Consider the following 22,233-nt stretch of genomic DNA (forward strand, 5'->3'; position numbering starts at 1 on the left):
CATGGCCGATCCGAAAGCCGTGCCGCCGGAGGAACACGAACGCCGCATCGCCGAGCTGCGGGAGAAGCGGCGCGAGCGGCTGGCGCTGCTGGCCTGGCGCAGCGCGTTCTTCGTGGTCGGCATCGCGCTGCTGGTGGCGGTGCTGCTGTACTGGCTGCTGGCGACGGTGCGCGGCCGCGACGTGCTGTTGCACCAGATCGTGCTGCGCCTGCCCCCCGGCGTCGAACTCACCTGGGCCAGCGCCGAAGGCCCCGCCTCCGGCCCGCTGACCCTGCGCGGCGTGCACTTCAGCCTGCCGCGACAGGTGGACCCGGGCTGCGTGCCGAGCGACGAGGCGAGCTGCGAGATGGGCGAGATCGTGTTCGAGGCCGACACGGTGGTGCTCGATCCCGCGCTGCGCCCGCTGCTCGGCCGCCGGTTGCGGCTGGACGCGATGGTGGTGCGCGACGCGCGCCTGGACCTGCCGCGCAGCGACACGCCGTTCGAGCTGCCGCAGTGGCCGGAGTCGCTGCCCGGGATCGCGCCGCCGCTGGCCTTGCAGGCGGACGCGTTCGAGGTGGACGACTTCACGGTCACCCGCGACGGCGCGCCGCTGATCGACATCCGCCGCGCGCGCGGCGGCATCGACGCGTCCGACGGCCGCCTGCACGTCGAGCACGTGGTGGTCGCCAGCGATCGCGGGGACTTCAGCCTGCACGGCGACTACGTGCCGGAAGACGACTACCGCATGGACCTCACCGCGACCGCGGTGCTGCCGGCGCCGACCGGGCGCACCGCGCCGAGCCTCGGCCTCGTCGCGCGCGGCGACCTCGCGCACCTGGAAGTTGCGCTCGCGGGCAACGCGCCCGCGCCGCTCAACGCCACGCTCGTCCTCGACGACGACACTGGCGGCGAGCGCCCGCGCTGGCGCCTGCGCGCGCGCACCGAAGCGCTGGACCCGAGCCTGCTCACAGGCAGCGGCGAACCCTCGCCGCCGCTGGCGCTCGACCTGCGCGCGTCCGGCGTCTCCGGCGAGATGCAGCTCGAAGGCCGCTACGAGCGCGACGGCTTCGTCGCCACCGTGCAGCCCTCCGAGGTGGTCATCGACGACCAGGTGCTGACGCTGGAACCGCTGGTCGTGGACGTGCTCGGCGGCCGCATCACCGCGCGCGGCAGCGTGGACAGGCACCCGGTGGTGGCGGACCGCAGCGAGCCGAAGGTCGCGCTGACCCTCAACGGCGCGGGCCTGGAATGGCGCGGCGCCACCGACGCGGCCCCGGCGGTCAGCGGCGACGCCGAACTGCGGGTCACCGGCACCACCGACGACTGGGACGCACGCGGCACCGCCACGCTGTGGCGCGACGGGCGCAGCGCGCAGCTGCGCATCGCCGGCACCGGCGACCGCAAGGGCGCGGTGGTCGAACGGCTCAGCGCCGCGATGCCGACCGGCACCCTGGAAGCCACCGGCCGCATCGGCTGGTCGCCCTCGCTGGCGTGGACCGCGGACGCCACGCTCGCAGGCTTCGATCCCGGTTACTTCCTGCCCGACTGGAACGGCGCGGTGAACGGCAGCCTCGCCACCACCGGCCGCACCCGCGCGGACGAGGGCATGGACCTGCGCTTCGACCTGCAGCGCCTCGGCGGCCGCCTGCGCGGACGCGCGCTGGCCGGGCACGGTACGGTCGGCATCCACACGCCCGGCAGGCTCGGCGGCAGCACCGGCTACGAAGGCGACGTGGACCTGCGCCTGGGCGGCAGCCACGTGGTGGCGCGCGGCGAGATCGCGCAGCGGCTGGACGTGCGCGCGAGCTTCAGCCCGTTGCGCCTCGACGACCTGCTGCCGGAGGCCAGCGGCAGCCTGCAGGGCACGCTCGTGCTCGGCGGCACCCGCAGCGCGCCCGACATCAGCGTCGACCTCGACGGCAGCGGCATCGCCTGGAACGACTGGCGCGCTGAAGTGCTGCACGCGCGCGGCCGGCTGCCGTGGCGCGGTGGCGGCGGCGCGTTGACCGTGGACGCCAGCGGCCTGCAGCTCGGCCTGCCGTTCGAGGCGTTGCACCTGGATGCCACCGGCGCGGTCGAGAACCTCGAGCTCGATGCGAATGCGACCAGCGAGTTCGGCAGCGTCGCGCTGTCCGGCAGCACCGACCGCCGCGGCGGCAACTGGCGCGCCACCGTGCGCACGCTGGTGCTGGAACCCGAGCGCGGCAGCGCGTGGCGGCTCACCGCGCCGGCGCAGGTCGCGCAGTCCGGCAGCCGCTGGCGCATCGACGACGCCTGCCTCGCGGCCACCGACGGCGGCACGCTGTGCGCCGCTGGCGCCTGGCCGACCGGCCTCGACGTCACCGGGCGCGACGTGCCGCTGGCGCTGGTGGTGCCCTACCTGCCCGAACGCGGCGACGGCCGCCCGTGGCTGCTGCACGGCGAGTTCACCCTCGACGCGCAGGTGCGCTCCGCCGGCAACGGCTGGCGCGGCGAGGCGCGCCTGGCCTCGGCCGCCGGCGGCATGAAGAACAGCCGCCGCGCGCGCAGCGACCTGGTCAGCTACCGCGACCTGGTACTCGACGCCAGCTTCGACCCGCAACGCATCGAGGCCACGCTCGGCGCCGTGGTCAACGAGGACGGCCGCCTCGACGCCACGCTCGCCACCGGCTGGGACGGCTACGCGCCGCTGCAGGGCGAGATCGACCTGCGCACCGACGAGCTCACCTGGATGGAGTTGCTGTCGCCGGACATCGTCGAGCCGACCGGCACGCTTGCCGGCCACGTCGCCCTCGGCGGCACCCGCGCCCAACCGACGCTCGGCGGCAACGCCCAGCTCAGCGACTTCGCCACCGAGATCCCAGCGCTCGCGATCCATCCCACCAACGGCAACGTGCGCCTGGACGCCTTGCCGGACGGCAGCGCGCGCATCACCGGCAGCATCCAGTCGGGCGAGGGCACGCTCAACATCGATGGTTCCCTCGGCTGGCGCGGCGACGACACCCCGCTCGTGCTCAACGTGCGCGGCAGCAACGTGCTCGCCTCCGACACGCGCGACCTGCGCGCGGTGGTGAACCCGGATGTCACGGTGCGCTACGCGGCCGGCGAGCCGCTGCAGGTCAGCGGCACCGTGGTCGTGCCCAGCGCCACCATCGACCTCGAGCGCCTCGACCGCGGCGCCTCGGTGTCCCCGGACGTGGTGATCCTCGATCCGGAAGACCCGGACGAGGAACAGGGCCTGGCCACGCCGCTGGCGCTCGACCTCACGCTGCAGGTTGGCGACGACGTCGTGCTCAACGGCTTCGGCCTCGAAGGCACGCTCGACGGCAGCCTCAACGTGCGCATGCGGCCGGGCCGCGAGATGGTCGCCAGCGGCGAGCTCGAGGTCGGCGGCCGCTACACCGCCTACGGCCAGGACCTCGAGATCACCCGCGGGCGCCTGGTGTGGCAGGGCAGCCTGATCGCCGACCCGCTGCTCGACATCAGCGCGCAGCGCGAGATCGGCGACGTCACCGCCGGCATCTCGGTCACCGGCCGCGCCAGCCGCCCGCAGGCCGACGTGTGGACCGATCCCGCCAGCGACCAGTCGCAGGCGCTCGCCTACCTCGCGCTCGGCCGCCCGCTGTCCACCGTCACCGGCGACGAGAGCCGCCAGCTCGACGCCGCCAGCGCCGCGCTCTCCGCCGGCGGCAGCCTGCTCGCCTCGCAGCTCGGCGCCAGCATCGGCCTCGACGACGCCGGCGTGATCGACTCGCGCACCCTCGGCGGCAGCGTGCTCGGAGTCGGCAAGTACCTCAGCCCCAAGCTGTACGTCGGCTACGGCGTCTCGCTGCTCGGCACCGGCCAGGTGCTCACGCTGAAGTACCTGCTGCGCAAGGGCTTCGACGTCGAGATCGAATCGAGCACGGTCGAGAACCGCGCCTCGGTGAACTGGCGGCTGGAGCGCTGAACGCCCGCGGGAGTAGGCTGTAGTCCACTTCGAGGAGGATGCGAATGGACGCAGTGACCCTGGTTCCAGGCAATTCCCTGATCACCGCGACCCCGGAAGAGGGGCGGCAGCTGGCGGTCAAGATGGCCCGCCTGGTGGTCAAGAACACCCAGCAGGACGCAGGCGTGCGTGAAAGGTTGCGCGAGGTCTACGCCAACGACGCCGGCATGCTGCTGCAGCTCACCCAAGTCGTCGCCACCGAGTTCGCGACGATCGCCGCCGCCAACAATTACTGGCGGCAGTAAGGCCGGCGCGCACATGGCCTCGGATGCCGGCTTCGTGCAGTTCGTCGTCGAGCAGATCGACCTCGGCGACGAACTCGCCTGCAAGCGCCTGTTCGGCGAATGGGGCCTGTGGCTGCACGGCAAGATCGTCGCGCTCATCTGCGACGACCAGCTCCTGCTGAAGCCCACGGAAGCGGGCAGGGCGCTGCTCGGCGGGAACCCGACCGGCGTGCCGCCTTATCCGGAGGCCAAGCCGTGGTTGCTGGTGGAAGACCTCGACGACGGCGAGGCATTGCGGGAATTGCTGCGGGCAACCTACGCGGCGTTATGATCGGGATGCGGCCTGGGGAGGCCGCAGGGAGGATGACGTGGAGAAAGGGAACTTCGAACGTGTCGCAGCCATGCGACGCCAGTTGGCGGAGCTTGGCATCGCCGATTCCACGGCGGCGCCGCCGCTGTGGAAGCTGCTGTGGCGGATGGGATTCGCGGTCCCGCCGCCGCCGTTCATGGGATTCGGGCAGATCACGCTGCTGATGGGCGGCTTCTTCGGCGTCTTCTGGGGGCTGCTGATGTGGTTGATCACGTGGTCGCGGCAGGGGGTCCCGACTTGGATCGCGGTCACGGCCTCCGTCCTGGCCGGTGCGCTCTTCGGTGTCTGCATGGCGATCTACTTCCGGCGGTTGGCGCGGAAGCATGGCTTGTCCGGGCGGGTCGGCTCGCAACCATAGGGGGTTCGAAATGCACGACGACCAGCTGGAGTATGTCGGCTTCTGGCCGCGATTCGGTGCCGCGATCATCGATTCACTCATCATCCTGGTGATCACGGGGCCGGTGCTCATTGCCATCTACGGGTGGAGCTATTACACGGAGCCATCAACGCAGCTCGTCGCCGGGCCGGCGGATTTCCTGATCTCCTGGGTCTTCCCCGCCATCGCCGTGATCCTGTTCTGGCTCTACAAACAGGCGACGCCAGGGAAGATGGCCGTCGCCGCCCGGGTCGTCGATGAGCGCACCGGCAACCCGATCAGCGTTGGTCAAGCGATAGGCCGCTACCTGGCCTACTTCGTCGCGGTCCTGCCCTTGTTCCTGGGCATCATCTGGGTGGCATTCGATCCGCGTAAGCAGGGCTGGCACGACAAGCTGGCGGGCACCGTGGTGATCAGGCCCCAGCACCGCGGCCCCGAGCCGGTCCGGTTCGAGCGCTGACAAGACGTCGGGTCGAGGGCAAATGCTCCAGACCGTCGAAAGGTTCCTCGATCCCTGGGAAGCGCACATCGTCTGCGCGCGGCTCAACGCCGACGGCATCCCCGCGACCGTCGCGTTCGCCAACCACGCGATCATTGACTGGCCAGCGGCACTGGCGTTGGGTGGAACGGCGGTCCAGGTGCCCGAGGAGCATCTGGCGCAAGCGCGACGGATCGCCGCCGAGTACAGGGCAGGAGAACTCGAAGCCGACCTTCCGGAAGAACCCGAATTGCAGGAAGGCTGCTGCCCCGAGTGTGGGTCCGGCCCGGTTCGCCAGGTGGCGCCCTTGCGGCAGCGGCTTCTGGCGGGGCTGCTTGGCATCTTCGGCGCGACGTTCCCTACCCGTGAGAGCGAAATGGTGTGCGACAACTGCGGGGCCCGGTGGGAGGCATGACCGGGCGGTTGGGGACGGTTGGCGGCGCTATGATCGGCGGAATAGGCGGCAGGATTAGGTGACGGATCTAGGCTGCACGGATGGGGGGAAGTGCCAGTGGCGTCAGGGAAATTCGAGGCTCCGACCGTCTCCTACGGCGTGCTATGCCGCAGGACTAAACCCCGTTTTGTAATCGACTAGTTAGTTAGGTGCCATGAAGAAGTTCGCACTAATCCTCGTGCTTGCACTCGGCGGTTGCGCCACCTCCAACGGGTATCTCTATTTCCCTGATTTAGCCGATCGGGTTCTCGCCGGTGACGCGCACGCTTTTAGGCAGGTTTTGGCCTTGGCAGCGGACACCCCTCCTGGAGAGCGGCTCGAGGAACTCGCCGAGCTTTCCTCCCGCTTCGTTCGGCTGTCGCCTGCGAGGTTTCTGCGGGCCCAAGCAGCTTCATCCACGTGTTTCGGGGTTTCCTTCATGGGTCCGGACTACGTGGACAATCCGTCAGCCGAGGCCCAGGAGCGCAAGCTTCGGATCGCTGCGCTGGAGTCGGTCAGTGACCCTGAGCTTCTTCCTGCCAAAGAGCGCTGCCTCAATGACCTGGCTGGCACCTAACATTGCGTTCAAGCCGAAATTGGATCGCTACGCCGTCAACATGGCAGGTACAGCTTGCCATGTTGCCAGCTACGCGCTCCAATTCGGCTTAACTTGAGCGTTAGGTGGCAAGGGAGGCCCATGCCGGAGAAGAGCGATTACTGGTTCCCCGCCAAAACCTTCGGATGGGGCTGGGGCTTGCCCATCGCCTGGCAGGGATGGCTGGTGTATGGCATCGCGGCCATCTTGTTGGCCACTGGATACTTCATCTTCCCACCAGAAACTCACATCGGCTACTTCTTGGCCTATACCTGGATCGTGGTACTCGCCCTCGTTGGCGTCTGCTGGCTCAAGGGTGAACCACCACGTTGGCGTTGGGGAAAATAGGTGCCGCCTAACATTGCGTTCAAGCCGAAATTGCATCGCTACACCGTTCACACGGCAGAAAAAGCTTGCCATGTGCCCGGCTACGCGCTGCAATTCGGCTTAACTTGAGCGTTAGGTGCCGCAGAAACAATTTCGCTAAATGGAAGGAAGCATCATGAGTGTCACACGTGTACTGGATAAAACAAGCAGCTTGGGGTCACTCGTTGCTGCCATGTCCTGTGCCGGCTGCTTTCCCGCTCTTGGCTCGCTTGGTGCCGCACTCGGTCTTGGCTTTCTAGGGCAATACGAGGGATTCTTGTTCAGAACGTTGCTCCCCGCCCTGGCATTGCTGGCGCTCATAGTGAACGCATGGGCATGGTATCGGCACCGGCGCTTCGCACGCGGTCTGCTCTCAGTTCTTGGGCCGCTCGCCGTTCTATCAGCGTTGCTCCTCTTCTGGAGCTACGACTGGAGCATTTACCTGTTCTACGCGGGCATTGCCCTCATGCTCGCCATGTCGGTCCTGGATCTTTTGCGCCCCGCCCGAGCTGCCCAATGTCCACCCCAAAACTAGATTCGATCATCACTTGTCCAGAGTGTGGTGCCAGTGCATGCGAAACCATGCCCACCAATGCATGCCAGTGGTTTTATGAGTGCAAAGCTTGCCATGCCTTGCTCAAGCCCCTGCCGGGTGATTGCTGCGTGTACTGTTCTTATGGCACCGTCAAGTGTCCGCCCATCCAGCAGGGTAGTTCCTGTTGCATCGGCAGCACCTAACATTGCGTTCAAGCCGAAATTGCATCGCTACGCCAGCCACATGGCAGAAAAAGCTTGCCATGTGCCCGGCTACGCGCTGCAATTCGGCTTAACTTGAGCGTTAGGCCGCTATGCAGATCGTGGCAATCATCTTGGTCTTGATTGGGGCGGTAATCACGCCCTTTTATTTCCAGGCACTAGTGGCGTTCAGACGAATTCTGTTGGCGGAGCGTCCAGATCTTGCAGATCGGAGGGGATCGCTCAGCTTCTTCTATGCCGGCATGCCGCGGCTCGCTGATCCGAACGTGAGCCTGTTGATCGTCCGCACAGCTTTCGGGCCTGTGCCCCAGCAACTCAGCGATCCGAATGCCGTGCGATACGCTCGCCGCATCAGGCTCAGCCTCATTATCGCCATCCCCGCCTATCTGTTGGCGTTCTCGATCTTCCTGGCGGGAGCGCCCTAACAGTGCGTTCAAGCCGACATCGTTCCGCAGGCTGGCCCAGGCGGCAAATAAAGCTTGCCACCTGGCCCACCCCGCTGCACGATGCGGCTTAACTTGAGCGTTAGGTGCCATGAAGAAGTTCGCACTAATCCTCGTGCTTGCACTCGGCGGTTGCGCCACCTCCAACGGGTATCTCTATTTCCCTGATTTAGCCGATCGGGTTCTCGCCGGTGACGCGCACGCTTTTAGGCAGGTTTTGGCCTTGGCAGCGGACACCCCTCCTGGAGAGCGGCTCGAGGAACTCGCCGAGCTTTCCTCCCGCTTCGTTCGGCTGTCGCCTGCGAGGTTTCTGCGGGCCCAAGCAGCTTCATCCACGTGTTTCGGGGTTTCCTTCATGGGTCCGGACTACGTGGACAATCCGTCAGCCGAGGCCCAGGAGCGCAAGCTTCGGATCGCTGCGCTGGAGTCGGTCAGTGACCCTGAGCTTCTTCCTGCCAAAGAGCGCTGCCTCAATGACCTGGCTGGCACCTAACATTGCGTTCAAGCCGAAATTGGATCGCTACGCCGTCAACATGGCAGGTACAGCTTGCCATGTTGCCAGCTACGCGCTCCAATTCGGCTTAACTTGAGCGTTAGGCATGTCCAACCTATCTCTCCAAGATCAAATCTGGAATCGGGCCTGCATAGGTGCCGGCGGGGCGACCCCAGCTGTCGGTGACCAAGCCCTAGCCTCTGTTCTTCTGGCGCATGGGCTCGCCATGAACGGCGGCGTGACACACGCACTAGAGTCCTTGAGCCAGGCCGAAATCCTGGCGGCGGTCGCAGGCTTTGAGTTCTTTGGGCTTACCGACGCGGCTCGTGTCTTCCAGCAAGCTCCCGGCGATTCCGATGAAGCGGAGAACCGTCTAAACCAGCTGTACTTCGCTGCAGTCCCCACAGATGAGGCCTTGGCTGACGCCTTTGGGCTCAAGCTCGCCTCTACTCCGGAGGCGTTTGCTCCGTTGAGCAACGGCGCACATGCCTAACATTGCGTTGAAGCCGAAATTGCATCGCTACGCCGTCAACATGGCAGGAAAAGCTTGCCATGTCGCCAGCTACGCGCTGCAATTCGGCTTAACTTGAGCGTTAGATTTCACATGGAAGATTTCGGGCCGCCCTTGGTACCAGACGCGATACGTCGTATCTCTGACAGTGCCGATCGAAAGCTGGCCTGGCAATTTTTTCTCATGTTTTCTCGCTTCGAGTACGCGCTAAAGCGGCAGAAGTACGTTCGCGCTGACCGTAAGGATGCTCAAGCTGCGTGGAAATCCTTTGCCAACGACCATGCGGCCAAGTTCTCAAGCAACAATGATCCTCGGCTCCAACATGCAATTTCCTACATCAAGCAAGCGCCGCCCAGAAAGCAGATCCATGAGAATCGCGTGCTTGATTGGTCAGATCCAAAGCACTTCTCTGGCGGCCCTCTCCTGCCGTGGTTGCTTGACCAGATTCAGATCATCCGCAACAACCTGTTTCATGGCGGCAAGTTCCCTCAGTTTGCCGTATCGGATCCAAGTCGGGACCGTGAGTTGATCGAGAGTGCGCTAGTTGTTCTAGGACATGCACTTAAACTCAATCGCGATATCGAGCACAGGTTTCTTGAGGGGATCGACCTGTGAAATCTAACAATGTGTTCAAGCCGAAATTGCATCGCTACGCCGTCAACATGGCAGAAAAAGCTTGCCATGTTGCCAGCTACGCGCTGCAATTCGGCTTAACTTGAGCGTTAGGCCTCATACCCTCCATGCAAAACATCCTGCTAGTCGGTCTCGGCGGTTTCTTCGGTTCGATCGCCCGGTACAAACTTGGCGGCTTCATCCTGCACATGACTGCCCAGGATCGTTTCCCGCATGGCACCTTTGCGGTGAATGTTCTTGGCTGCCTAATCGTAGGCGTTCTGGCTGGCATCGCGGAGCGGTGCAACGTCTTCGGTCCGGATACGCGGTTGTTCCTCTTCACGGGCTTTCTGGGCGGGTTCACCACCTTCTCGGCGTTTGGCTTGGAGGCGATGTACCTGATCCGTCGCGGCGACTTGGGCACGGCTGCGCTGTACGCTGGCGGCAGCGTGGTTTTTGGCATCACAGCGGTCTGGCTGGGCCTTAAGCTTGTCTCCCTATTCCCCCGATGAGGCCTAACAATGCGTTCAAGCCGAACCCGCTTCGTTACGCGCCCCACATGGCAGAAGGAGCTTGCCATGTGGTTCGCTCCACTGCGCGGGTCGGCTTAACTTAGGTGTTAGGCAGCAATGAACGATCGTCGCGATTACGACAGGGCAACTGAGATCATTGGCGGCATCATTCGTGCCTGGGATCCGTACTGCCTCCTCGCAGAGGGCACCCCTCCTGACGAACTCGACGGAGAGATTGCCAAGATCACCGCCAAGGCCCGAAGCTTCCACACCCCATCAGACGTGGCTAAAGCAATCTCAGATGTCTTCGCGGCCTCGTTTGGGCAGGATGAGAAGTTCTCACCAACTGACTGCTCGGGGCCTGCCAAGCAAATCTTTCTGGAGTTGGGCCGTGCAAAGCTCTTGCCTGCTGCCTAACATTGCGTTCAAGCCGAACTCGTTTCGCTACGCAAACAACATGGCAGAAGGAGCTTGCCATGTTCTTTCCTCCGCTACACGAGTCGGCTTAACTTGAGCGTTAGGCGGCTCATCATGGCGCTCAGTAGACGACAGTTTCTTACAGCTGCAGCGGTCGGGATTGCGGCGCTCGCCATGCCCGCGAGCGCGTCTCGATCTGGAGGAACGACGATGTATGGTTTGATCGGAAAGATGAGAGCAGTTCCTGGTCAGCGCGACGCACTGATCTCGATTCTTCTGGACGGTGTCTCGGGAATGCCTGGGTGTCTGAGTTATGTCGTCGCGCAAGACCCTGCGGACCCTGACGCGATCTGGATCACTGAGGTCTGGGACAGCCAGGCCAGCCACAAAGCCTCGTTGTCGCTGGCTTCGGTCCAAGCTGCCATTGCACAGGGCAAGCCATTGATTGCAGGCTTTGACCAGCATACCGAGACCTCACCGGTGGGCGGACACGGTCTCGCTGGAGCCGCCTAACAATGCGTTCAAGCCGACATCGTTCCACGGGCTGGGCCAGGCGGCAGGTAAAGCTTGCCACCTGCCCCACCCCGCTGCACGATGCGGCTTAACTTGAGCGTTAGGTGCCACACGTGACAAAGGCAGCGCTGGTCCTAGCAATGCTGACTGCCGTTTCGCTAACCGGATGCCCAGGAGAGGAATACGCCTCCTGCTCTGGGCCAGTGGCGAGCCCTCCCAATGGCAAGTGCTCGGCTAGGTACTACCAAACGGATTACCGCTCCGGCGGGCAAGTCACGCAAGCCCTGGTTTCCTGCGAGGCGCTGCCCGGCAATCCTGGCGGTAACGTGGTAGCCATTCATTCCATTGCCCATGGAATTGGCCTCAGGTGGTTGGATCCAAGCACCTTGGAAGTTTCCGTTCCTGCTGGAGTCCCTCTCCAGAATCAACGCTCGGGTGACACATATGGGGGCTACGCTCTTCGCTACGTCTATCGTGACCTCACGGAAGGCGACCCGGCATTTCTAGGCTGTGGGCTGGGCGACTCGGAGCATTCTTCATAGGCGCCTGGATCGTATCCTCGCGGCAAAGGGAGGCTCTTGAGCGCGCGGGCACCGATAGAGTTAAGGGCGCGCTCGCCGCCACCTCAACAGCCACCGTTGGCGCAATGATCGGAACGCTCTACATCGGCGTGGTGTCCATCTTTTCCTTCATCAGCTACGCAGTCGGGTCACAATCGATCGGCGCCTAACAATGCGTTCAAGCCGACATCGTTCCGCGGGCCGGGTCAGGCGGCAGGTAGAGCTTGCCACCTGCCCCAACCCGCTGCACGATGCGGCTTAACTTGAGCGTTAGACGGCCAAAGAGGGCATGCCTGCAAATGAAGCTCCTACAAGCCTGTTTCCTCACTGCCCTCCTAGCGCTTTCAACTCCGGCATCTGCTACTTCGCAAGTCCCCGACAAGCTAATACTTGACGGCGAGCAACTCAGTCTCGCGACCAATCCACTCGCGTCACTCATCCGCACTGGGCGGATCAAATTACCAGAGCCTGCGGAGCACTGGTCCAGCAACTGGAGGGGCTACGTTGCCACTTGGAGCATCAGAGACGACCGCCTCCTGCTGACAAAGATTGACGTCCTGCTAAAGCCAGAGCACTCCAAAGAGGACGTCGATGCCGTCCCCGTTAACGTTCTCCCTCAGCTCTTCAATGGAGAACCTGAGGTGTTCGCCGATTGGTTCTCCGGAACGCTTATTGTGCCGCGCGGCGAGATCGTTAATTACGTGCATATGGGGTATGGGTCTACTTACGAGAGGTACACGGTGTTGCACCTCGCCCAAGGTCGCCTTCTGTCCCGGCAAGATCTAAGCGCCACTCAATACGAGGCCCTTCGGAGAGAGCGCTTCGCCGCGTGTCAGAAGACTACTGAGTATGCGAAGCGCCTTGAGGAGGCGCGCGAGCAGCTATCTCCGAGTGGGGCGGAGCAGTTTCTATATGAGTTTGCCGTTGAAGAGTACATGTCGGTGACGCCATGACCCGCCGGCCGTCTAACATTGCGTTCAAGCCGAAATTGCATCGCTACGCCGTCAACATGGCAGAGAGAGCTTGCCATGTCGCCAGCTACGCGCTGCAATTCGGCTTAACTTGAGCGTTAGGCCTATGAACATTCGACCGCGCCAGACAAATGAATCGTTCGTCCGGTGGCAAGGCCGCTACATTGAGCAGCGGCAGACAGCTTCCTCTGTCATGCTCGGGCTCAGCGGCGGCTCATTGGCCTACGTCACTTCCTTACTATCAGGCGTTAACGCTTTCATCGGCTTTTGGCCATCCGTTGCTTTCCACCTTACGGTTGCGTGTCACGCCTTTTCGGTGGGGGCAGCAGTGCTTTACTCGCTCAATCGCGTTAGGGATTTCGCGGTGACTGCGAGAATCGCTCGGGATCGGGCACACCCAAAACGCAAGGACAACGTTCCGGAGTTGCGCAAACAGCAGCGCACGCTCGGACAATTGACTCGACGCCTTTACTTCTGGCAATCAATGCTATTCCTTGCCGGGGCAGTCTTGTTTCTTGTGTTTTGCGCCTACCACTTGAGCCCGGCGCTCTACGCGGCGGCCTAACATTGCGTTCAAGCCGAAATTGCATCGCTACGCCGTCAACATGGCAGAAAGAGCTTGCCATGTTGCCGCCTACGCGCTGCAATTCGGCTTAACTTGAGCGTTAGGGGGCTAAGGAATGCGGTTACATCCGATACGACTTGCTTGCATGGTCCTTGCAGTAGCACTGGCTGGGTGCGCTTCGGCGCCTGCCACCTCTTACGGTTCGCTCGGGACAACGGCGCGCGCCTCTCAGGTCGCGAACGTAGCTCGTGATGTCGCCGGTTGGCACAACGCACAACAGCCGAATTGTCCGTACGTACGGCCACTGTCCGTAAAGGTCATTCGAGACGAGGGAGATGCGGTAGTTGAGCATTGGACGGTTGAGGCTTGTGAAGGTAAGCAATTCACATACCGGGCGTACCTGCTGCCGGGCAATGGCCTCACGGTGATGGTCTCTAACGTGCTTCCTGAAGACCGAGCCGCCCCCTAACAATGCGTTCAAGCCGAAATGGAGCTTCCTTCGGTTGAGTGGACACCTTGAACTGACTTCTGACTCTCGATGTCGAAGCAGGACTTGGCCTTCCGCTTCGTATCTCGGCTCGCGTCAGGCGTAGGACGGAACAAGGAGCCATCGCCATTGAAATTCCGGTACACATACCCCCTCCTGTTCCTCTTACCCAGCGCCATCTTCACGGGCATCGCCATGGTGCTGACAGTCGGTGCGGGAGCCGGCATGCTGTGGCTGTTCGTCTACGGGGACAACGCGTGGCCCGACGAGGCGGAGGACGTCCTCCTCGGTCTTGCTGCGGCCGTCGGCGTTCTCATGCTGCTGGCGTGCCTGTTCATTGCCTACCGCGCCGGCAAGTCCCTGGAAAGTCGCGGCGGGCTGCGCAAATCGGACGTGTTGCTCGCCCTGGGGCTTTCGGTCTGGCTGCTTTTGCTCGTACTCATGCACCAATACCGGGTTGGCAACGTGGGGTAGTCGCAGCAGCATTGCCCGTTATCGCTGCAGCTCGATCTCGTGGCATCCTCTGCGGCACACCCATCCACACAAGGAAGAAGGATGACCTCGTTCACCTGCGCGAAGTGCGGCGGTACCGAGTACAGCCGTAAGGAGATGCGAGCCGAAGGCGGGCTGCTGTCGGCCGCGTTCGACATCTCCACCAACCGGTTCACCGCGGTCAGTTGCGAGAACTGCGGGTTCACCGAGCTGTACCGCGCGAACGTCGGGGCCGGATCCAAGATCTTCGACTTCCTGGTCTCGTAGCCGGGCGCCCGACGACATGGCGACACTCCTGTACGTGGCAGGCCTCCTGGCGATCTCCCTGGGCGTTGCGCACTCGGTTCTGGGCGAGCGCTACATCCTGGTCCGGTTGTTCCGTCGCGACGACCTGCCGCATCTTTTCGGTGGTCCGCAGTTCACCATCCGAACGCTCCGGTTCGCCTGGCATCTCACCACGGTTGCGTGGTTCGGCTTTGGCGCGCTGCTGCTGCATGCCGGTCGCGGCGACTTGACGGTCCCGGGCATGTTGAAGGTGGTCGGGATCACGTTCATCGCTTCCGGTCTCCTGCCGCTGCTCTTCACCCGCGGCAAGCACTGGGCCTGGCTGGTGATGTTCGCCATTGGCGGCTTGGCGCTATGGGGCGCCCCAGCCAACGCCCAGCAGCCCCCGCCGGAGGCGGTCGCGACCTGCATGGAGCACATGATCGCCGACGGTCGTATGACGGGACGGGACATTCCGGACAAGGCCAGGGGCAGGGAATACAGCGAGCTCGTCACCGTCCGCTACGACCTGGACGGCTCCGGCAAGGCGGTCAATCCGCGCATCGTCCAGGGCAGCACCCGCGGGATCTTCGACCCCATCACCATCGAGTTGCTGGGCCGGGCCCGCTTCGAGCCGGGTGTCACCGCCAAGGATTGCCTGTACGTTCGCACCTACAGTGCCGTCCGTCGACGGTGAGGCCAGACCATGCGTCCATCCAGGCAGAAGCAGATCTTGGGATTCGTTGGCTGGCTCGCGACCAGCTTCGTCGCTGCCGCCATCGGCGGTGCCGCGTCGATCCGGGCCGCCCCGTTCTATGCGCAGCTCGTGCGCCCGGAGTGGGCGCCCCCGCAGTCGCTGTTCGGTCCCGTCTGGACGGTCCTGTATGCGTTGATGGGCGTCGCGGCCTGGCTGGTCTGGCGCGAGGGCGGCTTCCGGAGCGCGCGCACTGCACTCGTGCTGTTTCTGGTGCAGCTTGCGGTGAACGCGCTCTGGAGCTGGCTGTTTTTCGCCTGGCACCTGGGCGGCGCGGCGTTCGCGGACATCATCGTGCTCTGGCTTCTCATCGTCGCCACCCTGGTGGCGTTCTGGCGCATCAGGCCGCTAGCGGGCGCGCTGTTGGTGCCGTACCTGCTCTGGGTGAGCTTCGCGGCCGCGCTCAACTACTCGGTGTGGCAGCTCAATCCGCAGATGCTGGGGTAGACAACATCGCCTTGGGGAGAGCTTCCATGAACCAGCCAACCGAACGTTCCACCTTCGTCACCGTCGTGGCGTGGATCCTGATCGTGGCCTCGGCGTTCGCCACGCTGATCACGCTGCTGCAGACCGTCCTGGTCTTCGTGGTCTTTCCCTCCGCCGGAATGGACATGGAAACGGGTCCACTGCCTTCGGACATGCCGCCAGGCGCAGCCTTCCTGTTCGAGCACCTGGAGTGGCTGTTCGTCGTGTCCCTGATCATGTCCGCGGTCACCCTGGCGTCGTCCATCGGGTTGCTCAGGCGCAGGAACTGGGCACGCTTGGCCGTTGCCGGCTTGATGGTCCTGGGGATCGTGTGGTGCCTTGGCGGGTTGCTGTTGCAGCGGGGGGGGATGCTGGCCGCGCATGAGCAGTTCGCGTCGGTCGATGCCGCGTTCGCGGAGGGCAGCCCGGACATGACCGTGTTCTTCTACTTTTTCGCGGCGGTGAGCATGCTGGTTTCGCTGGGTTTCGCGATGCTTGTCGGCTGGATTGCGAAGCGACTGCTCTCGCCGGCGATCGCGGCGGAGTTCCAGTCCGCCTGATTGGCCCCAATGCCCTCCGACCCCGCGGTACTTGTGGCCGGACCCGATCCGGCCGTAGCCTGCGCCGACACGGGACGCGAGGAGGCGGTCATGGCCAAGCCAGCGAAGAACACGATCTGTCTCTGGTACGACGGCGACGCCGAGGAGGCCGCCAGGTTCTACGCGGAGACCTTCCCGGATTCGTCCGTCGGGGCCGTGACGCGGGCGCCGGCCGACAACCCGTCGAGTCCCGAAGGCGCGGTGCTGACGGTGGACTTCACGGTCCTGGGCATCCCCTGCGTCGGCCTCAATGGCGGACCGACGTTCAAGCACAGCGAGGCGTTCTCGTTCCAGGTGAGTACCGAGGACCAGGCGGAGACGGACCGCTACTGGAACGCGATCGTCGGCAACGGCGGCGAGGAAAGCGCGTGCGGCTGGTGCAAGGACAAGTGGGGCGTGTCCTGGCAGATCACGCCGCGGGTGCTGATGGAGGCCTTTACCGGCAGCGATCGTGCCGCGGCCAGGCGGGCGTTCGAGGCGATGATGGAGATGCGCAAGATCGACGTCGCCGCGATCGAGGCCGCCATCCGCGGCTGACGCGACGCGCCCTGCGATAATCGTCGGCCCACGGAAAGAGGGCCGGAGATGACGCAGGTGGATGCAGCCAAGCTGGCGCGCGATGTGCGCTTGCTGAAGTTCTATGCGGTCGCGGCGACGGTGGCGCTCGCGGTGGTGGCGCTGACGGGCGCGAAGTCACCCGATGGCAAGGTGGTCACCGCCGAGCGCATCGACATCGTGGACCCGTCCGGCGTCGCGCGTCTGGTCATCGCCAACACCGAGCGCATGCCGCTGCCGCGCCTGGATGGCAAGGAGTACCCGCGCGCGGTGAGCCCGGCGGGCATCATCTTCTACGACCAAGAGGGCAATGAGGTCGGGGGCCTTGCGATCACCGACGTGGACGCCGGCAAGGTCTCGGCGCTGGCCTTCGACTATCCCAACTACGACGCGCTCGGGCTGGTGACGCGCGTCAGTCCGGACGGCGACGCGCTCGCGGCCTTGCAGATCAACTCGCGGCCGCCCGCGGAGCTGGACGTGATCGCCGCGAGCAAGGTCGTGCAGCGCCGCATCGCGATCCAGAACCACAACGAGGACGCCGAGATCCTGCTCGCCGATCCGCAGGGCCGCGACCGCATCCGCCTGCGCGTCGACCAGGCCGGCGAGGCGCGCATCGAGGTGCTGGACGCCTCCGGCAAGGTCACCTGGAGCACGCCCTGAGCGTATTCTTGCGGGCGTGACCCCGTAGAAGGATCTGCCGATGCGCACGCATGGAACGCTGGCGAAGTGGAACGACGATCGCGGGTTCGGATTCATCGCGCCCGCGCAGGGCGGGGCGGAACTCTTCGTGCACGCGTCGGCCTTCCCGCGCGACGGCGTGCGCCCGGCCGTGGGCGAGCTGTTGTCGTTCGAGACGGAAGCCGGCCCCGACGGAAAGCTGCGCGCGGTGCGGGTGATGCGGCCGGGGCGGTCCGCAGGGGCAGCGGGCCGGCGCAAGCACTCCGGAGAGCGCGGCAGCCGGGCAGGGAGCCTGGTGGGCACGGTGTTCGCCCTGCTCGCGGTGGCGGCCATCGGGGTCTATGCCTTCACCGGATACACCCAGGACGACCCCGAACCCGTCGCCGTACCGGCGGTAGCGGCCTCGCCCGCACCATCGCCGCGGTTCAGTTGCGACGGCCGCACCATGTGCTCGCAGATGACTTCCTGCGCGGAAGCCCGGTTCTTCCTCCAGCATTGCCCGAACACGAAGATGGACGGCAATGGCGACGGCGAGCCGTGCGAACGGCAGTGGTGCAACTGACCATGGACACCATCACCTTCGACGACTTCCTCAAGGTCGAGTTGCGCGTCGGCAAGGTTGTCAGCGCCGAGGTCTTCGCGCAGGCGCGCAAGCCGGCCTACGTGCTGCACGTGGACTTCGGGCCGGAGCTGGGGGTGCGCAAGTCCAGCGCCCAGATCACCGACCTGTACCGCCCCGAGGACCTGGTCGGGCGGCTGGTGGTGGGAGTGGTGAACTTCCCGCGCAAGCAGATCGGCCCGCTGATGTCGGAATGCCTGGTGACGGGGTTCCACAACGAGCGCGGAGAGGTCGCCCTGTGCGTCCCGGACCGCCCGGTGCCGCTGGGGACGCGACTGCTTTAGGCTGCCGACGCCACGGAAGGCTTGGTCGTTCTCCCGCTCTCACGAGGCGCCAGCTTGACCCTGTGGCAGCGCAGGGGAGTTCGTGTGGGAGACCTGGTCCATGCGGATGGCGTCGGGTACTTCCAGTTCCGGGACGTCGACGGCAACGTGCTGGAGGCCTGCCAGACATCGGGGCTCCAACGCCCCGTCCTACAATGCGGGCAAGCAAAGAGAAACCATCCAATGCCATACGTAAACCTGCAGATCACCAAGGGCGCGACGCGCGAACAGAAGGCCCGGCTCGTCGAAGAGATCACGGGCGCGCTCGTCGGGATCCTGGGCAAGAAGCCGGAACACACCCATGTCGTGATCCAGGAGATCGCGGAGGAGGACTGGGGCTTCGCCGGCATGCTCACCGACGACTGGAAGCGGGCGCAGGGCGGGCGTCCGGGGGAAGGCTGACTTGTTGCCGGCCCCGAACCGGCCGTAGCCTGCGGCGACACGGGACGCGAGGAGGAGGCCGATGGCCAAGCCGGCAAAGAGCGCGATCGCGGCCGCGATCCGCGGCTGACGCGGTCCGCGCGATCGCAGCATGCGCCTCTGGTCCCTGCACCCACGTTACCTCGATCCGCAGGGACTGGTGGCCCTGTGGCGCGAGGCGCTGCTCGCGCGGGCCGTGTTGCGCGGGGAAACCCGGGGCTACCTGCACCACCCGCAACTCGAGCGATTCCGCGCGCATCCGCACCCCCGTCTCGCGATCAACGCCTACCTGGCGGCTGTCCATGCCGAGGCGATGCGACGCGGGTACCGGTTCGATCGCGGCAAGCTGGGACTGGTGCGCGCGGTGGAGGGCATCGCGGTCGCGACCGGGCAACTCGCGTTCGAACGCGAGCACCTCCGGCAGAAACTGGAACGGCGCAACCCCGCGCTTCTCGCCGCACTGGACACCGGGGACCGGCTCGAGACCCACCCCCTGTTCCGCCGCTGTCCCGGCAACCTCCCCGAGGCATGGGAGCGCCCCGCCGCCGGCCGCCGGTGACCGGTGCGCGCGGAGGTTGTGCCGGCCCCCGGGCGTCCTATACTCCGCTCCATGATGGGTTTCCTGCTCTGGTGCGTGCTCCTGGTCCTGTGCTGGCCGCTGGCCTTGCTGGCACTGGTGCTGTGGCCGGTGGTCTGGCTGGTCTCGCTGCCGTTCCGGCTGGTGGGGATCACCTTCGGCGCGCTGTTCGCCTTGCTGAAGGCGCTGCTCTACCTGCCGGCCCGCGTCCTGGGTTGGCGCCCTGCGGCCCACGCGACCTGAGGACACCCGCATGGCGACCGGGGACCGCGAGCAGCTGAGATGAGCATTGACATGACCCTGCCGCCCGCGCGTCCGCCTTGGTGGTACTGGGCGGCGACCGTCATCGCGCTGCTGTGGACGCTGCTCGGCGTGGTGGCCTGGACCATGGACCTGATGCTCGATCCGGCGGCGCTTGCGGAGATGTCGCCGGCGCAGCAGCAGCTCTACGCGGCGCGGCCGCAATGGGTGTTCGTGCTCTACGGACTGGCGGTGTTCAGCGCGTTCGCGGGCGCGATCGGCCTGCTGCTGCGCAGGCGCTGGGTGACCACGCTGTTCCTGCTGTCGCTGCTCGCGGTGGTGGTCCAGTTCGGCTACATCCTGTTCGGGATGGACGCCATCGGCCTGCTCGGCGCGGGCGAGGCGCTGCCGTTCCCGATCGTGATCGTGCTGTTCGGCGTGTTCCTGCTGTGGTTCGCGCGCTACGCACGCCGGCACGGGTGGATCTGAGCCAACACCTCCATGCGCGAGATCGGGCTGACCGTAGTGCTCCTGGCGCTGAGCAACGTCTTCATGACGTTCGCCTGGTACGCGCACCTCAAGGAACTCGACTCGAAGCCCTGGTTCGTGGCCGCGCTGGCGAGCTGGGGCATCGCCTTCTTCGAGTACATGCTGCAGGTGCCCGCCAACCGCATCGGCTACGGCGTGATGTCGCTCGGCCAGCTCAAGATCCTGCAGGAAGTGATCACGCTGACGGTGTTCGTGCCGTTCGCGGTGTACTACATGAAGGAGCCGCTGAAGCTCGACTATCTGTGGGCGGGCCTGTGCATGCTGGGCGCGGTGTACTTCATCTTCAGGGCGCAATGACTTACCCACAGGTGAAGTGACCAGCGGTAGCGGAATCTTCCCGCGTTGCTACCAGCCGTAGTATCGGATCGCCCATGGAGGGCAAGGAGACCGATATGACGCGGAAGAAATGGTTCTACTACCTGATCGTGGCGACGCTGGTGACCTGCAGCTTCGCGGCGTCTGCAATCATCTCGCGGCCCCAAGAGACGGAGATCACGTACTTCGACGCGAATGGCGACGTTGTCGGCGGCTTCAATGCGCCTTGCCAGGGTCCGATCATTCGTTGGGGCATCGTGACGGACCAGTCGGTGACCACCACCTTCTCGTGCAGCACCGGCGGTGGTGATGGTGGCGGCGGCGGTGGCGACCTGCCGTTCCCGTGCATCCCTCCCTTCTGCCACGGGATCATCAAGCTGTAACAGGAACGCCGGTCGTTCCCGGAGCGAGGCGCATCAGGCGCCTCGTTCCATTTTTGCTAGGAACCTTGGGTGGGGTTGACAATGGCGCCGTGCAGGCGCGGGGTGCCGTCCGCGACGTCGGTCCAGACGATGTGCGCGGCGCTGCCGCGGAGCACGATCTTCGGGAAGCCGGTGGCGTTGCCGCGCCCTTGCAGTTCCGCGACCTGCAGGCGCTGGTACTCCCGCTGCAGGTCCGGGCTGCGCCGCGACAGCCACAGCGACTGGCCGTTGGCGTCCTCGCGGATCCACAGCAGCCAGGCCTGGTGCGCGTCCACCGCGACCGCGACCCGGCCGAGCACCGGACGGCCCTGCTCGAGAACCACCGGCGGGTAGAAGCTGTCGCCGGCGTCGCCGCTGCGCGCCGCCAGCACGGTCGGTGTGTCGTTGGCGCCGGTGTACCAGGCGACGACGACGTTGTTGCCGTCGGCGGCGGCCGACGGGCCGTTCACCGGACAACCCTCGATCTTCCAGCCGTCGGCGTGCACCGGCTTCGGCTCGCTCCAGGTGCCATCGGTGAGGCGGGTCGCGACGATGTCGCGGATTTCGTCGTCGGTCCGGTCGCGGTAGAACAGCACCGGGCCCCTTGCGGTCATCGCCACCGCCGTCTGGCAGCAATCGCAGGCCAACGGATCCACGACCTGCTCGCCGCTGCGTTCCAGGTTGGCGTCGAACACCGCTGCGCGCACCTGGGTGCCGCGGCCGCCGTGCTCGTGCGCCTTGGCGGCGTGCTGGTGCGCGGTGGCATCCGCGTCCGTGGCATTGGCGCGGCCGTCGAGCCAGGCGATGCCGAGCGCGCCGTTGCCGGTGCTCCAGAGCGAGGCGAAGCCGTGTTCGGTGGCGGTGCCGTCGTCGTTGACGAGCACCGGCGGGCTCCAGTTGAAGCCGGCGTCGGTGGAGCGGCTGAGCGCGATGTCGGCGGCGTAGCCCTCGCCGATGCGCTGCAGCCAGTGCACCCACAGCGTACCGTCCGGGGTGGCGGTGATGTGCGGAATGTTGGCCCAGTTGGCAGCCAGGGTCTCGCCGACGGCGATGGTGCGCGGCGCGCTCTGCCAGCGGCCGTTGGTGGACAGCGAGACGAACTGCAGCGCGTTGCGGCGGCCGGGGATGCTGCTGATCCAGCTCAGCAGCAGGCGGCCGTCCGCGGTCATCGCCATGTCCGGCTGCGCCGAGCCCTCGGTCGCCGGCAGCGGCCAGGCGTGGACTTCGTAGGCGGCGGTGGGGTCGACGTCGCCGACCACGGCCGGGTCGTCCGGTCCGCCGCAAGCGGCGAGGGCGAGGACGAGGGGAAGCACTAGGGCAGGCTTGCGCATGGACAGGTCCCGGGAAAGCA

The 22,233-nt window shown here is 65.3% G+C and carries 35 protein-coding genes and 1 pseudogene; 35 read left to right on the forward strand and 1 reads right to left on the reverse strand.

The window, feature by feature from the left end; all coding sequences use genetic code 11:
* Position 1 precedes the first annotated feature (1 nt).
* The 35 genes and pseudogenes from E4F25_RS08470 (at position 2) to E4F25_RS08630 (ending at position 20,864) form a co-directional block, all read left to right on the forward strand.
* Complete coding sequence (locus tag E4F25_RS08470; protein ID WP_140909715.1) at positions 2–3,910, forward strand: translocation/assembly module TamB domain-containing protein; 3,909 nt, start codon at positions 2–4, stop codon at positions 3,908–3,910.
* 44 nt (positions 3,911–3,954) lie between these two features.
* Positions 3,955–4,194, forward strand: a complete 240-nt coding sequence (locus E4F25_RS08475; protein WP_140909716.1) for a hexameric tyrosine-coordinated heme protein — start codon at positions 3,955–3,957, stop codon at positions 4,192–4,194.
* A 13-nt stretch (positions 4,195–4,207) separates the two neighbouring features.
* A complete protein-coding gene (locus E4F25_RS08480) occupies positions 4,208–4,504 on the forward strand; it encodes a TfoX/Sxy family protein (RefSeq protein ID WP_140909717.1) in 297 nt (98 codons plus the stop codon).
* Positions 4,505–4,541: 37 nt separating this feature from the next.
* On the forward strand, positions 4,542–4,901 hold the full coding sequence (locus E4F25_RS08485) for a DUF6404 family protein (protein ID WP_140909718.1): 360 nt from the start codon (positions 4,542–4,544) through the stop codon (positions 4,899–4,901).
* 10 nt (positions 4,902–4,911) lie between these two features.
* Positions 4,912–5,379 carry an RDD family protein gene (locus E4F25_RS08490; protein WP_140909719.1) on the forward strand — a complete coding sequence of 156 codons (468 nt, stop codon included), beginning with the start codon at positions 4,912–4,914 and terminating at the stop codon, positions 5,377–5,379.
* A gap of 22 nt (positions 5,380–5,401) precedes the next feature.
* Complete coding sequence (locus tag E4F25_RS08495) at positions 5,402–5,812, forward strand: putative signal transducing protein (protein ID WP_140909720.1); 411 nt, start codon at positions 5,402–5,404, stop codon at positions 5,810–5,812.
* Positions 5,813–6,005: 193 nt separating this feature from the next.
* Positions 6,006–6,407, forward strand: a complete 402-nt coding sequence (locus E4F25_RS08500) for a hypothetical protein (protein ID WP_140909721.1) — start codon at positions 6,006–6,008, stop codon at positions 6,405–6,407.
* 120 nt (positions 6,408–6,527) lie between these two features.
* Positions 6,528–6,773, forward strand: a complete 246-nt coding sequence (locus E4F25_RS08505) for a hypothetical protein (RefSeq protein ID WP_140909722.1) — start codon at positions 6,528–6,530, stop codon at positions 6,771–6,773.
* A 139-nt stretch (positions 6,774–6,912) separates the two neighbouring features.
* Positions 6,913–7,326, forward strand: a complete 414-nt coding sequence (merC, locus tag E4F25_RS08510; RefSeq protein WP_140909723.1) for an organomercurial transporter MerC — start codon at positions 6,913–6,915, stop codon at positions 7,324–7,326.
* The gene (locus tag E4F25_RS11620; RefSeq protein WP_140909724.1) at positions 7,308–7,529 is read left to right on the forward strand and encodes a GDCCVxC domain-containing (seleno)protein; all 222 of its coding nucleotides are present in this window, start codon (positions 7,308–7,310) and stop codon (positions 7,527–7,529) included. The genes merC and E4F25_RS11620 overlap by 19 nt, the downstream gene beginning before the upstream one ends.
* 110 nt (positions 7,530–7,639) lie before the next feature.
* Complete coding sequence (locus E4F25_RS08520; RefSeq protein ID WP_140909725.1) at positions 7,640–7,972, forward strand: hypothetical protein; 333 nt, start codon at positions 7,640–7,642, stop codon at positions 7,970–7,972.
* 109 nt (positions 7,973–8,081) lie between these two features.
* On the forward strand, positions 8,082–8,483 hold the full coding sequence (locus E4F25_RS08525) for a hypothetical protein (protein WP_140909721.1): 402 nt from the start codon (positions 8,082–8,084) through the stop codon (positions 8,481–8,483).
* Between the two features lie 226 nt (positions 8,484–8,709).
* Positions 8,710–8,976, forward strand: a complete 267-nt coding sequence (locus E4F25_RS08530; RefSeq protein ID WP_220433203.1) for a hypothetical protein — start codon at positions 8,710–8,712, stop codon at positions 8,974–8,976.
* Between the two features lie 111 nt (positions 8,977–9,087).
* Positions 9,088–9,609, forward strand: coding sequence for a hypothetical protein (locus tag E4F25_RS08535; protein ID WP_140909727.1), 522 nt, complete (start codon positions 9,088–9,090; stop codon positions 9,607–9,609).
* 125 nt (positions 9,610–9,734) lie between these two features.
* Positions 9,735–10,118, forward strand: coding sequence for a fluoride efflux transporter CrcB (gene crcB, locus E4F25_RS08540; protein ID WP_140909728.1), 384 nt, complete (start codon positions 9,735–9,737; stop codon positions 10,116–10,118).
* A gap of 117 nt (positions 10,119–10,235) precedes the next feature.
* The gene (locus E4F25_RS08545; protein ID WP_140909729.1) at positions 10,236–10,535 is read left to right on the forward strand and encodes a DUF1871 family protein; all 300 of its coding nucleotides are present in this window, start codon (positions 10,236–10,238) and stop codon (positions 10,533–10,535) included.
* Positions 10,536–10,649: 114 nt separating this feature from the next.
* Positions 10,650–10,718, forward strand: a pseudogene (locus tag E4F25_RS11660) (twin-arginine translocation signal domain-containing protein); the annotation flags it as partial.
* A gap of 27 nt (positions 10,719–10,745) precedes the next feature.
* On the forward strand, positions 10,746–11,048 hold the full coding sequence (locus E4F25_RS08550; protein ID WP_246069896.1) for a putative quinol monooxygenase: 303 nt from the start codon (positions 10,746–10,748) through the stop codon (positions 11,046–11,048).
* Positions 11,049–11,907: 859 nt separating this feature from the next.
* A complete protein-coding gene (locus tag E4F25_RS08555) occupies positions 11,908–12,561 on the forward strand; it encodes a hypothetical protein (protein ID WP_140909731.1) in 654 nt (217 codons plus the stop codon).
* 124 nt (positions 12,562–12,685) lie between these two features.
* Entirely contained in the window at positions 12,686–13,144 is a 459-nt protein-coding gene (locus tag E4F25_RS11525; protein WP_220433204.1) for a hypothetical protein, read from the forward strand.
* A gap of 616 nt (positions 13,145–13,760) precedes the next feature.
* On the forward strand, positions 13,761–14,105 hold the full coding sequence (locus E4F25_RS08560) for a hypothetical protein (RefSeq protein WP_140909732.1): 345 nt from the start codon (positions 13,761–13,763) through the stop codon (positions 14,103–14,105).
* Positions 14,106–14,186: 81 nt separating this feature from the next.
* Positions 14,187–14,390: a zinc ribbon domain-containing protein gene (locus tag E4F25_RS08565; RefSeq protein ID WP_140909733.1), complete on the forward strand. Its 204-nt coding sequence runs from the start codon at positions 14,187–14,189 to the stop codon at positions 14,388–14,390.
* A gap of 16 nt (positions 14,391–14,406) precedes the next feature.
* A complete protein-coding gene (locus tag E4F25_RS11530; RefSeq protein ID WP_220433205.1) occupies positions 14,407–15,084 on the forward strand; it encodes an energy transducer TonB in 678 nt (225 codons plus the stop codon).
* A gap of 9 nt (positions 15,085–15,093) precedes the next feature.
* Positions 15,094–15,588 (forward strand): TspO/MBR family protein, encoded by a 495-nt coding sequence (locus tag E4F25_RS08575; RefSeq protein ID WP_140909734.1) that lies wholly within the window; start codon positions 15,094–15,096, stop codon positions 15,586–15,588.
* 26 nt (positions 15,589–15,614) lie between these two features.
* A complete protein-coding gene (locus E4F25_RS08580) occupies positions 15,615–16,166 on the forward strand; it encodes a hypothetical protein (RefSeq protein WP_140909735.1) in 552 nt (183 codons plus the stop codon).
* A gap of 90 nt (positions 16,167–16,256) precedes the next feature.
* Positions 16,257–16,742: a VOC family protein gene (locus E4F25_RS08585; RefSeq protein ID WP_140909736.1), complete on the forward strand. Its 486-nt coding sequence runs from the start codon at positions 16,257–16,259 to the stop codon at positions 16,740–16,742.
* Positions 16,743–16,799: 57 nt separating this feature from the next.
* Positions 16,800–17,420, forward strand: coding sequence for a hypothetical protein (locus E4F25_RS08590; protein ID WP_140909737.1), 621 nt, complete (start codon positions 16,800–16,802; stop codon positions 17,418–17,420).
* Positions 17,421–17,460: 40 nt separating this feature from the next.
* On the forward strand, positions 17,461–18,000 hold the full coding sequence (locus E4F25_RS08595; protein WP_140909738.1) for a cold shock domain-containing protein: 540 nt from the start codon (positions 17,461–17,463) through the stop codon (positions 17,998–18,000).
* The gene (locus E4F25_RS08600) at positions 17,991–18,341 is read left to right on the forward strand and encodes a tRNA-binding protein (RefSeq protein WP_455423387.1); all 351 of its coding nucleotides are present in this window, start codon (positions 17,991–17,993) and stop codon (positions 18,339–18,341) included. The genes E4F25_RS08595 and E4F25_RS08600 overlap by 10 nt, the downstream gene beginning before the upstream one ends.
* Before the next feature lie 147 nt (positions 18,342–18,488).
* Positions 18,489–18,782, forward strand: a complete 294-nt coding sequence (locus E4F25_RS08605; protein WP_281283944.1) for a tautomerase family protein — start codon at positions 18,489–18,491, stop codon at positions 18,780–18,782.
* A gap of 130 nt (positions 18,783–18,912) precedes the next feature.
* A complete protein-coding gene (locus E4F25_RS08610; RefSeq protein ID WP_140909740.1) occupies positions 18,913–19,359 on the forward strand; it encodes a pyrimidine dimer DNA glycosylase/endonuclease V in 447 nt (148 codons plus the stop codon).
* Positions 19,360–19,410: 51 nt separating this feature from the next.
* A complete protein-coding gene (locus E4F25_RS08615; RefSeq protein ID WP_140909741.1) occupies positions 19,411–19,620 on the forward strand; it encodes a hypothetical protein in 210 nt (69 codons plus the stop codon).
* A 51-nt stretch (positions 19,621–19,671) separates the two neighbouring features.
* Positions 19,672–20,106 (forward strand): hypothetical protein, encoded by a 435-nt coding sequence (locus tag E4F25_RS08620; protein ID WP_140909742.1) that lies wholly within the window; start codon positions 19,672–19,674, stop codon positions 20,104–20,106.
* 12 nt (positions 20,107–20,118) lie between these two features.
* Complete coding sequence (locus E4F25_RS08625) at positions 20,119–20,463, forward strand: DMT family protein (RefSeq protein WP_140909743.1); 345 nt, start codon at positions 20,119–20,121, stop codon at positions 20,461–20,463.
* Positions 20,464–20,537: 74 nt separating this feature from the next.
* On the forward strand, positions 20,538–20,864 hold the full coding sequence (locus tag E4F25_RS08630; protein ID WP_140909744.1) for a DUF6289 family protein: 327 nt from the start codon (positions 20,538–20,540) through the stop codon (positions 20,862–20,864).
* A gap of 56 nt (positions 20,865–20,920) precedes the next feature.
* On the opposite strand, the gene E4F25_RS08635 is transcribed toward E4F25_RS08630, so the two are convergent.
* Positions 20,921–22,195, reverse strand: coding sequence for a sialidase family protein (locus tag E4F25_RS08635; RefSeq protein WP_140909745.1), 1,275 nt, complete (start codon positions 22,193–22,195; stop codon positions 20,921–20,923).
* Positions 22,196–22,233: the final 38 nt, after the last annotated feature.

This window comes from Cognatiluteimonas lumbrici (genome assembly GCF_006476065.1).
Lineage (GTDB): Bacteria > Pseudomonadota > Gammaproteobacteria > Xanthomonadales > Xanthomonadaceae > Cognatiluteimonas > Cognatiluteimonas lumbrici.